Here is a 13,120-nt window from a genome sequence, read left to right on the forward strand (position 1 = left end):
GGCGCTTCTGATGAATCTTGGGCGGACCCAACGAGCAACGTGGTTGTTGCTGCTGTGGCAGCAGGTCGCCGAGAGGTGGTTTGTGGAGCCGTTCCAGGACCCGCAAGGTCGCCCTGATGATCCATCAGAAACGCCCTAGGCCCGCTGGCTGTACTCGTAAAGTCCCGGCTGTTCTCATGAAGACCCGGCCCACCCCCCTCGCCTGGCGGCTCGGGGGGTGACCGTGCCTTGGCGGGCGCGGCATCGCTTCGCGATCTTCGCGGTGGGGCCTCGCCTCCGGCGTCGGCCCCACCGCTCAGCCACGCGCCCGCGCGGTGGTCGAGGCCACTTCGGAACACGCCATGGGCTCCGGCCCTTGGCGCCACCGTGCCCTCCGCCGACCCCGTCCGCCGACCCCGTCCGCCGACCCCGTCCGCCGACCCTGTCCGCCGACCCTGTCCGCCGATCGAGCCTGCCGATCACGCTCGCCGGTCACGCCTGCTGGTCACGCCTGCTGGTCACGCTCGCCGGTCACGCCTGCCGGTCACGCTCGCCGACCACGCCCCTGACGTGGTCGGGGACGTCCGTGACCAGGGCGGCCAGGGGGCGGCGGGCAACACGCTCGCGTTGCCGGGGCTGCCTGGCTACCACCCGGCATGGCTCGGTCCTCAGCCTCGGCCGGCGTGCTCACGGCCGCTCCCGGTGGTGGAGCGGTCTCCCCGGCGCGCCAGCCATTGCGAGGCGAGGTCGCGGTAGTAGGCGCTAGTCTCCAGGAGTTGCTCATGGGTGCCGGACGCGGCGATCCTGCCCTGGTCGAGGACGATGACGCCCGCCGCCGCGCGGACGGTGGTGAAGCGGTGCGCGATGACGAGCAGCGCGCACCGCCCGGCGGCCTCCTCGATCGCGCGGTGCAGCGCCACCTCGCTCTCCAGGTCCAGATGCGAGGTCGGCTCGTCCAGCAGCAGGAGACGGGGCCGCGCGACGAGCGCGCGGGCGATCGCCAGGCGCTGCCGCTCCCCGCCCGACAGCTCCCTCCCGTGCTCGCCGACGCGGGTGTCCAGCCCCTCGGGCAGCCGCGAGACCAGCTCGTCCAGGTTGGTCATGGCGACCGCCCGGCGGATCTCCTCCTCCCCGGCCTCCGGGACCGCGTAGACCAGGTTTTCGCGCAGGGTCCCGTCCAGAACCGGGCAGTCCTGCTCGACCAGCCCGATCCTCGACCGGTGGCCGTCGCGGCTCAGCGAGTCGGCCCGCACGCCCTCGACCAGCACCTCGCCGCGGTCGGGATCATAGAACCGCTCGGCGAGCGCGAAGACCGTCGACTTGCCCGCGCCGGAGCGCCCGATCAGGGCCACGTGCCCGCCCGCCGGCACCTGGAACGACACCCCCCGCAGCACCGGCCGCCCCCGCCGGTACCCGAACCACACCTCCCGGAACTCCAGTGCGGCCGCCCGGCCACCGTTCGCACCGGGCTCCGCTACGGTGCCGCCCTGAGCGCAGGGCCCGGCGGAGACCTCGTCCCCGGCGAGTCCGCTGGTCGCGCCAGGTGGGCGGGGCAGCGCGGGGAGGCCCGGGGCGGCGTCGGTCTCCCGGGGCAGTGCCAGGGCCTCGGTGATCCGGTGGACGGCCCCGGTGCCCTGCTGGACGGCGCTGAACGCCTCGAAGATCGAGCCCAGCGGCGCCGTCAGGTACAGCATGTAGAGCAGGAACGCGACCAGGTCGGCGACGGAGCCCGTGCCGCCCGCGACGCGCGTCCCGCCCACCAGGAGGACCACGAGGAAGGAGCCGGTCACCGCGAGCTGGGTGGCGGGGGAGACCAGCGCGTCGAAACCGGCCATCCGGACGTTCGCGGCATAGGCGGCCTCGGCGCGCCCGCCGATGCGGGCGCTCTCGCGGGGCTCGGCGCGCCCGGCCTTCACGGTGCGGATCGCGCTGAGCGCGCGTTCCAGACCGGCGGCCATCTCGCCGGCCGCCTCCCGGCCCCGCAGCGACGCGGCCCGCATGCCCCGCAGCGCGAGGGCGAGGGCCGTGCCCGCGCCCGCGACGACGGCCGCGACGCAGGCGAACAGCGCCCAGTCCAGCCAGAGCATCAGCACCACGGTCGCGGCCAGGCCGATGGCGCCGGTCACGGCGTCGGTGAGCCCGCCCGCGATGATCTGCCGCAGCGCGAGGGTGTCCGCGTCCGCCCTGGAGATCAGGTCGCCGATCCGGTGCCGGTCGTAGACGGGCATGCGGAGCCGCAGCAGGTGGTCGATCAGGTTCAGCCGGACGCCGAGGACGATCCCCTCGCCGGTCCGCGCGAGCTGGAAGCGGACCAGGGCCTGCACCAGCGCCTGGCCGGCGAACAGCGCGACCAGCGCCCCCACGGCGGCCCACGGCGTCCGGCCCGACCCGGCGGCCGCGATCACGTCCCGCGCGACCAGGGGCTGGGCCAGCGCCAGCGCCGACGCCAGCAGGGTCGCCGCGACGGTGGCGGCGATGGCGCCGCGGTGCCCGGCGGCCAGCCGCAGCACCTCTCGCGGTCCCGCCGTGCTCCTCCGGTGCCCGGCCCGGCCGCCCGGCGCGGGCGCCTCAGCGTCCACGGGCCCCGTCCCGGCGCGGTGGCACGGTGATCAGCGCGGCGAGGTAGCCGTCCGGCACGTTCTCCTCCACGAGGCGGCCCTCGGCCTCCACCCACGCGTGCGCCCCGAACGGCGGCCGCACCCGGGCGCCGACGCACCAGCTCGGCCACGCGCCCCACATCCGGCACAGCAGGACGGTCGCCAGCGAGCGGGGCAGGCACCCCCGCGGCCCGAGGCAGGCGAGGCTGCCGGCGAGGACGGCGTCGCGCGCCCGCTTCGCCTGGTCATAGGTGGCGGGGGAGGCGCCCCTGGAGAGCAGGGTGAGGAGCGTGCGGATCCGCGCGGGCGGCAGGAGGGCGACGAGCCGGGCCAGCAGGACGGCCAGCCGCGCGGCCGCGCGGCGCCGCAGCGGGCCCTTCGGGGGGCGCTCCAGCGCGCTCGGGACGGTCACGGCCGCACCAGTCCCGCCGCGCGCAGCTGTCCCACCAGCGCCGTGACGTCCCGCAGCGCCCGCGGCTCGTCGACGTCGAACTCCTCGGCCATGGCCGCGGCGGCCTGCTCGGCGGTGCGGCCGTCCGCCAGCAGCCGCAGGGCCAGGGCGGCGGTCGGATTGAGCTGCCAGTAGTCGCCGCTGCGCTCGTCGAGGAGCACCGTGCCGTAGGCGGTGTCGGTCGTGGACACGCCGGGGCGCAGTCGCAAACCCATGCGGGGTCTTCCTTTCAGTACCGGTCTTCCGGACGGGTCATCGCCGCGCGCGCCGGCGGTCCAGGGTGCGCAGCCAGACCTCGCAGCCGAGCGTGGAGTACAGGATCGCCCCGCGCAGCGCGGGCGTGTCGGGACGGGCGAGGAGGGCCTTCAGCCGCTCGCCGTCGACGAGGCCGAGCCGGGCCAGCCGGGAGTCCTCGCACAGCTCCATCAGGTCGCGGCTGTGCGCGCGCAGCCCGTCGGCGGCGTCCATGGACGCCTCCGCCTTGTTGGCGCGTGCGAGGCATTCGGCCGGGACGACGCCGCGCATGGCCGCGACGAGGAGCGGCTTGTACCGCCACGGGGTGACCCGGTCCTCCGCGCGCACGGCGAGGCAGGCCTCGATGACCCGGTCGTCCAGGAAGGGCGAGGCCATCGGCAGGCCGGCGCGGGCGCTCATCCGCTCCCACTGCCGGATGATGCGGGTACAGGCCCGGATCGAGTGCAGGTCGAGGTGCTGCCCCCGGTCGGGGGCCAGCGGCTCGGCCGTCCGGGCGGCCTCGCGCAGCACCTGCGCCGCCGCCTCCGCCGCCTCGGGGGTGACCCAGTCGAACAGGCGCGGAGCCGTGTCCCAGCCGAGCGCGCCCGCGACGGCCGGGCGGGCGGGGGCGCGGAGGTCACCGGCCGCGTCCAGGAGCCACCGGCGGTAGGGGCGGCCGTCGGCCAGGGCGCGCGCCGCCGGGGCGAGCGGCCAGTCGAACAGCGCCCGGAACCCCCGCAGCCGCCGCAGCGCGAGGAGCGGCCGCCTGCGCAGCAGCCCGTGGTAGTGGGCCTCGGAGCACCAGGCGACGTGGTCGCCGCCGATGCCGGTCAGGTGCAGGCGGCTGCCCCTGGCCGCCAGCCGGGGGACGTGGTCGAGCATGCGGGCGCGGTCCATCACGCCGATGCTCGGCTCGTCCAGCGGGTCGTCGATCTCCAGGAGCCCCGCGTAGACCAGCGACGCGTCCTCGGCGGGCCACACCGCGTGCTCGACACCGGGCAGGTGCGCGGCGGCGCGGCGCGCCCAGGCCAGGTCCTCGTCGGCCGGATCGCGGCCGGGCCAGGTGGCGGCGACGACCTCGGCCTCGCCCCGGGCCGCCAGGAAGCAGATCGAGGTCGAGTCCAGGCCGCCGGACAGGTCGCAGCTCACGACGCCGCCGCCCGCGGTGCGCGCGTCGACCGCCGCGGTGAGCGCCGCCGCGACCTCGTCCGCGGCGGTGGCAAGCGGGCGCACCGCCTCCGGCGCGGCCCACCAGCGGCGCGTCCGCGCGCGGCCGTCCGGCTCCAGCAGCAGGTGGGCACCCGGCTCGACGCCCTCGACCCCGCGCCACAGCGGTGTGTGGAGCAGCGGGTGCGGGAGCGGCCACAGCAGGCGCGCGGCGACCTGGCGCTCGTCCAGCGCGGCCCCGGTCAGGGCCGCGAGCGTGTCGGCGCGGTCGGCGGCCACCGTGACGCCGCCCGCGCGGGTGTGGAAGACCAGCCGCAGCCCGGCGGCGTCGCCCTGGACGCGCGTCCGGCCGTCCAGCGCGGCGACCAGGTGGAAGCTTCCCGGCAGGGAGCGGACGAGCCGGTCGAGGGAGGCGAGGTCGCGCAGCCGCCCGGCCTCCCGGGCGAGCCGCTCGGGACCGATCGGGCAGGTGCCGATGATCGCGATCCGGGCGTCTCCCGCCGCGGCCTCGGTCATCTCGGCGTCGCTCCAGCGGCCCGCCAGCCAGGGCCGCCCGGAGCGGTGCCGCAGGATGCGTTCGGGGGGTGTGGGCAGGCCCGCGGCCACGGCGAGGGCCGCCTCGTGGTCCGGAAGGACCACGAAGGACGCCTCGCCGTGGCCCGGCATGCCATCGTGATCAGGCATGGGCCGTGAACGCCCGGCTCAGTTCTTGCTGAGGATCACACGGTCGTTGCCGTGGAAGCCGAGCAGCCCGGTGACCTTGCGGAAGGAGCCGGCCGCCACAAGGGCGGGGGTCTCGTACTTCTGCATTTTCTCCTCCTCTTGCCGTGGGTTTCCCAGGGGAGATCTCCCGTGTTCCGCCTTCCGCTCTTCTCGGTGGAATGCGAAACGCGAGAAGCATGACATCCGGGCGCGCCGGTTGACCATCCCGCCGATATCCGATCTTCATGGCGCCGGAGCGATCGATGGCGGCTTCGAAGAGGAGAAAACGGGATAAGGCAACCATACCCGGTGGTATGGGGCTTCCGGTAAATCGGATTACCTGTCCCTGCGGACATTGTTCGGTGCCACAGGCGAAGGATCATATTAACCTGTCCGTAACCCAGAATGATGCCGCTTGGTGCAAATACGCGACCTATGAGGACGGGTGTGCGCGGTCCAATATCCGGTCGCGTCGAACGGGGGGCGGGAGGTCGTCCTCCCTTTGGTCCGACCTTCGCCCCGCCTATCGCCCCGCTCTTTGTACCGGCCTTTGTTCGGGTTCTTGGGAATTCCCCTTGACCCGTCCTTTAGGTGCGGGAGCCCGAGGGGCGGCTACGGCTTGAGGGCGAAGAACTCCCGCACGCGGCGCCGGTGGTAGTCGAGATCGTCCTCGTCGTGCTCGACGCCTCGCGCGCGTGCCAGGTTGAAGTAGGCGGTCTCGCGCCGGAGGCGGTGGCGGATGAGCTGGGCGACGGTCTCCTCGTCCATGGGCCCGGCGGTGCCGCCCGCCGCGTGGTAGTCGGCGACGAAGCGGCGCCGCAGCTCGGGGGCCCGCGCGTGCTCGTCCGTCCATTCGAGGGCGGCGGAGGCCACCTCGAACTCGGGGGCGGCGACGAACGCCTCGTCCCAGTCCAGGAGGGCGACCAGGCGGCCGCCGCGCGCCAGGGTGTTGCCCTCGTAGTAGTCGCCGTGGACGACCTGGCGCGCCGGGGTGCGGGCGTGGAAGGCCGCGAGCCACCGGTCGAGGTCGGGGTCGGCGAGTTCGGGGACGTCCTCGGGGAAGGCGCCGTCCAACCCGATCTCGGCGAAGGAGCGGGTCGGACGCGGCGGCGGGGCGTGGTCGGCCAGCGCCCGGTGCAGCCGGGCGAGGAGCGCGGCGGCCTGCGTGCGCGTCGTGGGCTCCTCGGTGTCGGGCCACTCGCCCTCCACGTGGCGCCACAGCGACAGCGGGCGGCCGTCGCCCCGGACGACCGTGGCGCCGTCGCGGGCGCGCAGCGGCGCCACCGCCTCGGGCATGCGGGACGCGGCGTGCGCCGCCACCGCGTGGCACCACTCGGTCTCGGCGTCGCTCCGCCAGGCGGGGCCGACGCGCACCACGAGAGCGCCGATCCGGTACGCGGCCGACTCCTCGCCGCCGAACAGCCGCTCGGCGGGGCCGTCGGCGGGAACGTTCCAAGCATCCTGGACCGCCTTCCGCATGGCGCCCGTGAGCGGCGTCTCGGCGTAGATCATCCTGTCTCCTTCCGGGGGTCCACCGATCGGTGGACGGCAGGTTCAGCCGTTCGCCGCTGCCGGGGAAGGGGGCCCGGCCAGCAGCATCGAGCACATGATGAATCTTCCAGTACGCGCGGCCCGGTGGAGCGCCGGGCACCCCTGGCGGGCGATCGCCGGATGGTTCCTGTTCGTCGCGCTGTGCCTCGGCGTGGGCATCTCGGTGGGCGGCCACGCCGCCACGTCCGCGGACTTCCGGGTCGGCGAGGCCGGCCGGGCGGAGGCGATGGCGGCCGAGGGCGGGCTCCAGAACAAGCCCGTCGAGCGGGTGATGATCTCGGGCGAGGGGGCCCGGGACGCCGCCGCGCGCGACATCGCGGGCCGGATGAAGGGGCTGCCGGAGGTCGAGTCGGTCGCCGCGCCGGTGCGGGCCCCCGGCGGGGACGTCGTCCGCGTCGACGTGACCCTCAAGGGCGCCGAGCTGGACGGGCGCAAGCACGTCGAGCCGCTCCGGGAGCAGACCGACGCGGTGCGGGCCGCCTACCCGGGGCTGCGGGTGGAGGAGACCGGCGGGCCGTCGGTCAGCAAGGGCGTCGAGGAGCTGCGCGGGAAGGACCTCTCGCGCACCGAGGTGATCGCGCTCCCGGTGACGCTGATCACGCTGCTGCTGGTCTTCGGGTCGGTGGCGCTCGCGGTGGTGCCGCTGCTGCTGGCGCTGTCGTCGATCGTCGCGGCGGTGGGCCTGTCGATGCTCGCCTCGCACGTGTTCCCGGACGCGGGGGTCGGCACGAACGTCATCCTGCTGATCGGGCTGGCCGTCGGCGTCGACTACACCCTCTTCTACCTCAAGCGGGAGCGGGAGGAGCGGGCCCGCGCGGGCGGACGGCTCAGCCCGCGGGCGGTGGTGGAGCTGGCCGCGGCGACCTCGGGACACGCCGTGGTGGTGTCCGGCCTCGCGGTCGCGGTGTCGAGCGCGACGCTGTTCCTGGCCGACGACGTGATCTTCTCCTCGCTCGCCACCGGCGCGATCGTGGTGACGCTGGTCGCGGTGGCCAGCTCGATGACCGTCCTGCCCGCGCTGCTCGCGAAGCTCGGCGCGCGGGCCGAGCGGCGCCGGGAGCGCAGGGCGCGGCGCGGCAAGGCCGTCCGGGCGCACCGCGAGGACGGCGCCGGGCGGATCACCACGGCGCTGCTGCGCCCCACCGAGAAGCGCCCCGCGGTCACCCTGGCCGTCGCCGTGCTGGCGATGCTGGCGCTCGCCTCCCCGCTGCTCGGCCTCAAGCTCACGGACATGGGCCGGGAGACGCACCCCCGCAGCATCCCCGCCGTCCAGTCCTACCACCGCATGAACGCGGTGTTCCCGGAGCTGAAGTCCACGCACCAGGTCGTCGTCCGCGCCGACGCCGGACGGTCGGACGAGGTGCGCGCCGCCCTCGGCGACCTCGCCGGGCGCACGCGCGGCGACCGGCGCTTCGCGGGCGCCCCGAGCCTGCGCACCTCGGCGGACGGCCGGGTCAGCCTCCTGGAGCTGCCCGTCCCGCACTACGGCAGCGAGGACGCGGCGCGTGCTTCCCTGCGCGACCTCAGGAAGCGGTACATCCCGGCCTCGCTCGGAAAGCTGGACGCGGACGTCGCGGTGTCCGGGGACGTCGCCCGCTACACCGACTACCCCGAGCACCAGAAGGACAAGCTGCCGATGATCATCGGGGCGCTGCTGCTGGTGACGTTCGCGATGACCGCGTGGGCGTTCCGGTCGGTGGTGCTCGGCCTGGTCGGCGTCGTGCTGAACCTGCTGTCGGCCGCCGCGTCGCTCGGCGTGCTGGTGGCGGTGTTCCAGTACACCTGGGCGGAGGGCCTGCTCGGCTTCACCTCGACGGGGTCGATCGGCTCGCGCGTCCCGCTGCTGCTGTTCGTGATCCTGTTCGGCCTGTCGATGGACTACCAGGTGTTCGTGATCAGCCGCATCCGGGAGGCGGCCCTGGCCGGGGTGCCGACCCGGCGGGCCGTCCTGGAGGGCGTCGGCGGGTCCGCGCGGGTCGTGACGAGCGCGGCGTTCGTGATGGTGACGGTGTTCGCGAGCTTCGTGCCGCTGCACATCATCGAGATGAAGCAGATGGGGTTCAGCCTCGCGGTCGCGGTGCTGCTGGACGCGGCGATCATCCGGATCATGATCCTGCCGGCGGCGATGCTGCTGCTCGGGGAGCGGAGCTGGTGGCCCTCGCGGGGGATGCGCCGGGTGCGGGCCGCGGCGGAGCGCCCCGCCGAAAAAGTAGGCTGACCGGCATGGACGCCCGGCCGCAGCTCGACGATCGGTTCCAGGTCCGCGCCCTCGTCCGGTGGTACGCCGCGCTGTGGCTCGTGCTGGGGTTGATCCCGCAGGTCCTCGCCGCGGCCGACGACCCCGGCGCGGCGCGGGTCTCGGGGATCGTGCTGCCGGTCGTGCTCGGCGCCTGCTACGCGGTGACGGAGCTGTACCCGCGCGTGCTGCCGCCGATGGCGTACCTCTGCGTGCTCGCCGCCGGTGTGGGCGCCCTGTCGTACGTGCGGGGAGGCGGTGCCTCGCTCTACATCGCCTCCCTCCCGCAGTTCTGGATCCTCACCAGGAGCCAGCGGTACGCGGTCGCGCTGAGCGGCGCCGCCGGGCTGGCGACGCTGGCCGGGGAGGTCGCGGCGGGCGCCGCGCACCTCCCGACCGGCAACATGCTCTTCACCGTCGGCGGGTTCCTGGCCGGGCTGCTGCTCGGCCTGGCGGCGCACCGGTACGTGCGGCAGACCGAGGAGCGGGCGCGGCGGCTGTCGGCGGAGCTGGCGGTGGCGCAGCGGGAGCTGGCCGAGGCGAACCGGCGGCAGGGCGCGGCGGAGGAGCGCGAGCGCCTCGCCCGGGAGATCCACGACACGCTCGCGCAGGGCTTCGCCTCGATCATCGTGCTGGCGGAGGCGGCCCGCGCGGGGCTCGGCGCCGAGCCGGGCCGCAGCGAGCAGCAGCTCCGCTCGATCGAGCGGACGGCGCGCGACAACTTCGCGGAGGCGCGCGCCCTGGTCGACTCCGCGCGGCGCGACGGCCCCGCGCAGGGCCCGGTCGCGGCGACGCTCCGCCGCGTCCTGGACCGCTTCACCGAGGACACCGGCATCCCCGTCGGCGCGGAGCTGCCCGACGTCGAGTGCGACCAGCCGGCCCGGATCGCGCTGCTGCGCTGCACGCAGGAGTCGCTCGCGAACATCCGCAAGCACGCGGGCGCCTCGTCGGTCGGCGTCGTGCTGGAGCGCCACCCGCACGGCGTCGAGCTGGAGATCACCGACGACGGCCGCGGCTTCGTGGTCGGCGCCGCCGCCGGCTTCGGCCTGGAGGGCATGCGCCGCCGGCTGGCCGAGCTCGGCGGTGAGCTGACCGTCACCAGCTCGGTCGGCGACGGCACCCGGATCCACGTGATGATCCCGCTGAGCCCGCAGGACCCGCCGACCCCCCTGATCTCGACGAGCCCGCAGGAGTGACATGACCGACCGCACGCTCCGCGTCATCGTGGTGGACGACCACACGGTGATGCGCGCCGGGGTGGTGGCGCTGCTGGCCACCGAGCCCGGCATCGAGATCGTCGGCGAGGCGGGCGACGGCCGCGCGGCCGTCGACCTCGCCGCCCGGCTCCGGCCCGACGTGGCGCTGGTCGACCTGCGGATGCCCGTCCTGGACGGGGCGAGCGCCACCGCCGAGATCGTCGCGGGCGCGTCGGGGACGCGGGTGCTGATCCTCACCACCTACGACACCGACGCCGAGATCGAGCGGGCGATCGAGGCGGGCGCGGTCGGCTACCTGCTCAAGGACACCACCCGCGAGCGGCTCGCCGACGCGATCAGGTCGGCGGCGCGCGGCGAGACCGTGCTCGCGCCGCGGGTCGCCGAGCGCCTGGTGGCGCGGATGCGGCGGCCCGCGCAGGTGCCGCTGACCGCGCGCGAGGTGGACGTGCTGAACGGCGTCGCCGACGGCCTGTCCAACGCCGACATCGGCCGGCGGCTCGTGATCGCGGAGGCGACGGTGAAGACGCACCTGCTGCGGGTGTTCGCGAAGCTCGACGTCAGCGACCGCACGCACGCGGTGGTCGTGGCGATGGAGCGCGGGCTGCTGCCCCGGCCGCGCTGACCCTCCCGGGGCCGCCCGCGCGAACGTCCCGGAAGTGTCGCGCGGGAGTCCGGGAAGGCGGCCCCGGCGGGGACCTACCATCGCCGTATGGAGTACGAGGTGCGCCTGGCGCGACCCGCCGATCTGGCGGTGCTGCCGGCGATCGAGAACTCGGCCGACCCGCTGTTCGCCCCGCTCGGGATCGTGTTCCCGCCGGGCCCGACGGTGATCGAGCAGATGGACGGCGCGGACGTGGAGATCCTCGTGGCGGGCGACCCGCCGGTGGCGTTCGCCGCCGTCGAGGAGGTGGACGGCGCGACCCACCTGGAGCAGATCTCCGTGCGGGGCGACCTGGTGGGCCGGGGGATCGGCACCCGGCTGCTGGCGACGGTGCGCGAGCGTGCGGCCGCCGCCGGCTCGCCGGGCGTCAGCCTGCTGACGTTCCGCGACGTCCCGTGGAACGGGCCATGGTATGCCGCGCACGGGTTCGCCGAGCTGCCCGAGGAGCGCTGGGGGCCCGGCCTGCGCGCCTACTGGAAGGCCGAGATCGAGGCGGGCCTGCACGACCTGGGCCCCCGGACGGTCATGTGGGCGCCGTCCCGCTGAGCGCCGCCCCGGCACCGCCCCGGCACGTAATGTGGTCTCCCGGAGACCCGCCGGGGACGGCGGTGCGCCACTAAAAATCTACAATGTAAAGGTGGGAACCGGTGACGTCGCGCGAGCGTCAGCCTGAGGGAGCCGGAGGAGGACGATGACGGGTCCGGGGTCATGGGCGCGGTGGGCGCGCGGACGTTTCGGCGAGCGGGGGCTCGCGCTGACCGCGCTGGTGGCGTTGCTGGCGCTGGCGGTCGTCCCGCTGGTGGCGCTGCCGGCCGTCCGCTGCGAGGTGTTCGGGAGCGGGTGCCGCACGCCGCCGCCCGAGGTCCGCGCCGACCCGGTGTCGGCGCCGGGCCGCCAGTTCACCCCGGTGGAGGCGGCGACGCGGGGCGGCTACGTCGCGCTCGGCGACTCCTACTCCTCCGGTGTCGGCGCCGAGGCGACCGTCGGCGACAACAACCCGCTGGAGCGCTGCCACCGGACGTCCAAGGCGTACTACAACGAGGTCTCCAAGGCGTTCCCGTTCGCCAAGGGCACCTCGTTCTGGGCGTGCTCGGGCGCCACCACGGCGGACATCCGCGACGGCAGGCACGGTGAGCCCTCGCAGCTCGGCCGGCTCAACGCCGACACGAGCCTCGTCACGCTGAGCGTCGGCGGCAACGACATCGGGTTCTCCAAGGTCGTCGCGGGCTGCGTGGTGAAGCTGCCGTGGAGCAGGAGCTGCTTCAGGCAGGGCGACGACATCGCCAGGAAGATGTCCGACCTGCGCCGCAACCTGCCCGAGCTGATCGGCCAGATCCACGCGCGCGCCCCGCACGCCCGCATCATCCTGATGGGCTACCCGAAGGCGTTCTCCGAGGTGGAGGGCACCGGCGGCGACAACCTCAGGGTGTCGGAGCAGCAGTGGCTCAACGCGCGCGCCTACGACCTCGGGCGGCTCATCCGGGAGACCGCCGCCGAGGCCGACCGCCGCATCGCCGCCCGGCACCAGCAGGGCAGCGTCGAGTTCGTCGACTCCTACAGCGCGTTCGCGGGCCACGAGGTCGGCAGCGGCCAGCCGTACATGAACGGCCTCACGGTGAACCTGTCGGCCCTGGAGGCCGAGCCGCGCAGCTACCACCCCACGGTGAGCGGCCAGCACGCCCTCGCCGGGCTGTTCATCGAGCAGGTCAAGAAGGGGCCGGGCCGCCCCGTCTCCTAGCGCGGGTCCTGCCGGGGGAGGGAGCGTTCGACGGCGTCGGCGACGAGGCGCCGCACGTCCTCCTCGGTGAACACCTCCGGCAGGGTCAGGTTCTCGACGATCAGCCAGTTCAGCGTCAGGTACAGCAGCCGGACGGTGGTGGCGTCGCCCGGCATGCCCGACTCCAGGTGCCGCGCCACGTTCGCCTCGACGTCCTCGCGCACCCGCTCGGTCAGGACGGCGCGCAGCCCGGGCCGCCGGGTGGCCTCCAGCCGCAGCTCCAGCAGGGCGAGGTAGCCGGTCCGGAACGCCGAGATCCGGTCGACGGTCTCGGTCAGCAGCGCGGTGACCCGGGCCAGGTCGCGGGGGCCCTCCAGCATGCCGCCGAGCGTGGCCGCGTCCGGCTGGAGCCGCTCGTAGATCCGCCCGCCCGCCTGCGTGAACAGGTCGTCGCGCTTGGCGAAGTAGTTGGACGCGGTGCCGACGGGCACGCCGGCCTCGGCGTCCACCGCGCGGAACGTCAGGCCGCGCGCGCCGTCCCTGGCCAGCACCTCGATCGCCGCGTCGACCAGGGCGGCGCGCCGCTCGACGTTCTTCCTCACTTGACA

12 protein-coding genes are annotated in these 13,120 nt (G+C 74.9%); 5 read left to right on the forward strand and 7 right to left on the reverse strand.

Annotated features, from left to right (window positions below):
- Positions 1-647: 647 nt before the first annotated feature.
- From KLI87_RS17510 to KLI87_RS17535, 6 genes are all read right to left on the reverse strand, one after another.
- On the reverse strand, positions 648-2,558 hold the full coding sequence (locus KLI87_RS17510) for an ABC transporter ATP-binding protein (RefSeq protein ID WP_214617876.1): 1,911 nt from the start codon (positions 2,556-2,558) through the stop codon (positions 648-650).
- A complete protein-coding gene (locus KLI87_RS17515; RefSeq protein ID WP_214617877.1) occupies positions 2,548-2,988 on the reverse strand; it encodes a lasso peptide biosynthesis B2 protein in 441 nt (146 codons plus the stop codon). Before KLI87_RS17515 ends, KLI87_RS17510 begins: the two co-directional genes overlap by 11 nt.
- Positions 2,985-3,242, reverse strand: a complete 258-nt coding sequence (locus KLI87_RS17520) for a lasso peptide biosynthesis PqqD family chaperone (protein ID WP_156218396.1) — start codon at positions 3,240-3,242, stop codon at positions 2,985-2,987. The genes KLI87_RS17515 and KLI87_RS17520 overlap by 4 nt, the downstream gene beginning before the upstream one ends.
- A 37-nt stretch (positions 3,243-3,279) precedes the next feature.
- Positions 3,280-5,112 (reverse strand): lasso peptide isopeptide bond-forming cyclase, encoded by a 1,833-nt coding sequence (locus tag KLI87_RS17525; protein WP_214617878.1) that lies wholly within the window; start codon positions 5,110-5,112, stop codon positions 3,280-3,282.
- Between the two features lie 18 nt (positions 5,113-5,130).
- Positions 5,131-5,238, reverse strand: coding sequence for a keywimysin-related RiPP (locus KLI87_RS17530; protein WP_156218394.1), 108 nt, complete (start codon positions 5,236-5,238; stop codon positions 5,131-5,133).
- Positions 5,239-5,742: 504 nt separating this feature from the next.
- Positions 5,743-6,642 carry a phosphotransferase gene (locus KLI87_RS17535; RefSeq protein ID WP_214617879.1) on the reverse strand — a complete coding sequence of 300 codons (900 nt, stop codon included), beginning with the start codon at positions 6,640-6,642 and terminating at the stop codon, positions 5,743-5,745.
- 94 nt (positions 6,643-6,736) lie between these two features.
- Between KLI87_RS17535 and KLI87_RS17540 the strand changes: the two genes are divergently transcribed.
- The 5 genes from KLI87_RS17540 (at position 6,737) to KLI87_RS17560 (ending at position 12,533) form a co-directional block, all read left to right on the forward strand.
- Positions 6,737-8,899 (forward strand): MMPL family transporter, encoded by a 2,163-nt coding sequence (locus KLI87_RS17540; protein WP_214617880.1) that lies wholly within the window; start codon positions 6,737-6,739, stop codon positions 8,897-8,899.
- Positions 8,900-8,904: 5 nt separating this feature from the next.
- The gene (locus tag KLI87_RS17545) at positions 8,905-10,113 is read left to right on the forward strand and encodes a sensor histidine kinase (RefSeq protein ID WP_214617881.1); all 1,209 of its coding nucleotides are present in this window, start codon (positions 8,905-8,907) and stop codon (positions 10,111-10,113) included.
- 1 nt (position 10,114) lies between these two features.
- A complete protein-coding gene (locus KLI87_RS17550; RefSeq protein WP_214617882.1) occupies positions 10,115-10,756 on the forward strand; it encodes a response regulator transcription factor in 642 nt (213 codons plus the stop codon).
- An 87-nt stretch (positions 10,757-10,843) separates the two neighbouring features.
- A complete protein-coding gene (locus KLI87_RS17555; RefSeq protein WP_156218389.1) occupies positions 10,844-11,341 on the forward strand; it encodes a GNAT family N-acetyltransferase in 498 nt (165 codons plus the stop codon).
- A gap of 145 nt (positions 11,342-11,486) precedes the next feature.
- On the forward strand, positions 11,487-12,533 hold the full coding sequence (locus KLI87_RS17560; RefSeq protein ID WP_156218388.1) for an SGNH/GDSL hydrolase family protein: 1,047 nt from the start codon (positions 11,487-11,489) through the stop codon (positions 12,531-12,533).
- Here KLI87_RS17560 and KLI87_RS17565 read toward each other — a convergent pair.
- Positions 12,530-13,114, reverse strand: a complete 585-nt coding sequence (locus tag KLI87_RS17565) for a TetR/AcrR family transcriptional regulator (RefSeq protein ID WP_214617883.1) — start codon at positions 13,112-13,114, stop codon at positions 12,530-12,532. The genes KLI87_RS17560 and KLI87_RS17565 overlap by 4 nt on opposite strands.
- Between the last annotated feature and the right edge of the window lie 6 nt (positions 13,115-13,120).

It is taken from the genome of Actinomadura sp. NEAU-AAG7, from assembly GCF_018603865.1.
In the GTDB taxonomy this organism is placed as follows: Bacteria; Actinomycetota; Actinomycetes; order Streptosporangiales; family Streptosporangiaceae; genus Spirillospora; species Spirillospora litoris.

Coding starts and splice junctions, on each gene's coding strand:
- KLI87_RS17520 (WP_156218396.1), bottom strand. CDS start 3,242: ATGGGTTTGCGACTGCGCCCCGGCGTGTCCACGACCGACACCGCCTAC.
- KLI87_RS17525 (WP_214617878.1), bottom strand. CDS start 5,112: ATGCCTGATCACGATGGCATGCCGGGCCACGGCGAGGCGTCCTTCGTG.
- KLI87_RS17530 (WP_156218394.1), bottom strand. CDS start 5,238: ATGCAGAAGTACGAGACCCCCGCCCTTGTGGCGGCCGGCTCCTTCCGC.
- KLI87_RS17535 (WP_214617879.1), bottom strand. CDS start 6,642: ATGATCTACGCCGAGACGCCGCTCACGGGCGCCATGCGGAAGGCGGTC.
- KLI87_RS17540 (WP_214617880.1), top strand. CDS start 6,737: ATGATGAATCTTCCAGTACGCGCGGCCCGGTGGAGCGCCGGGCACCCC.
- KLI87_RS17545 (WP_214617881.1), top strand. CDS start 8,905: ATGGACGCCCGGCCGCAGCTCGACGATCGGTTCCAGGTCCGCGCCCTC.
- KLI87_RS17550 (WP_214617882.1), top strand. CDS start 10,115: ATGACCGACCGCACGCTCCGCGTCATCGTGGTGGACGACCACACGGTG.
- KLI87_RS17555 (WP_156218389.1), top strand. CDS start 10,844: ATGGAGTACGAGGTGCGCCTGGCGCGACCCGCCGATCTGGCGGTGCTG.
- KLI87_RS17560 (WP_156218388.1), top strand. CDS start 11,487: ATGACGGGTCCGGGGTCATGGGCGCGGTGGGCGCGCGGACGTTTCGGC.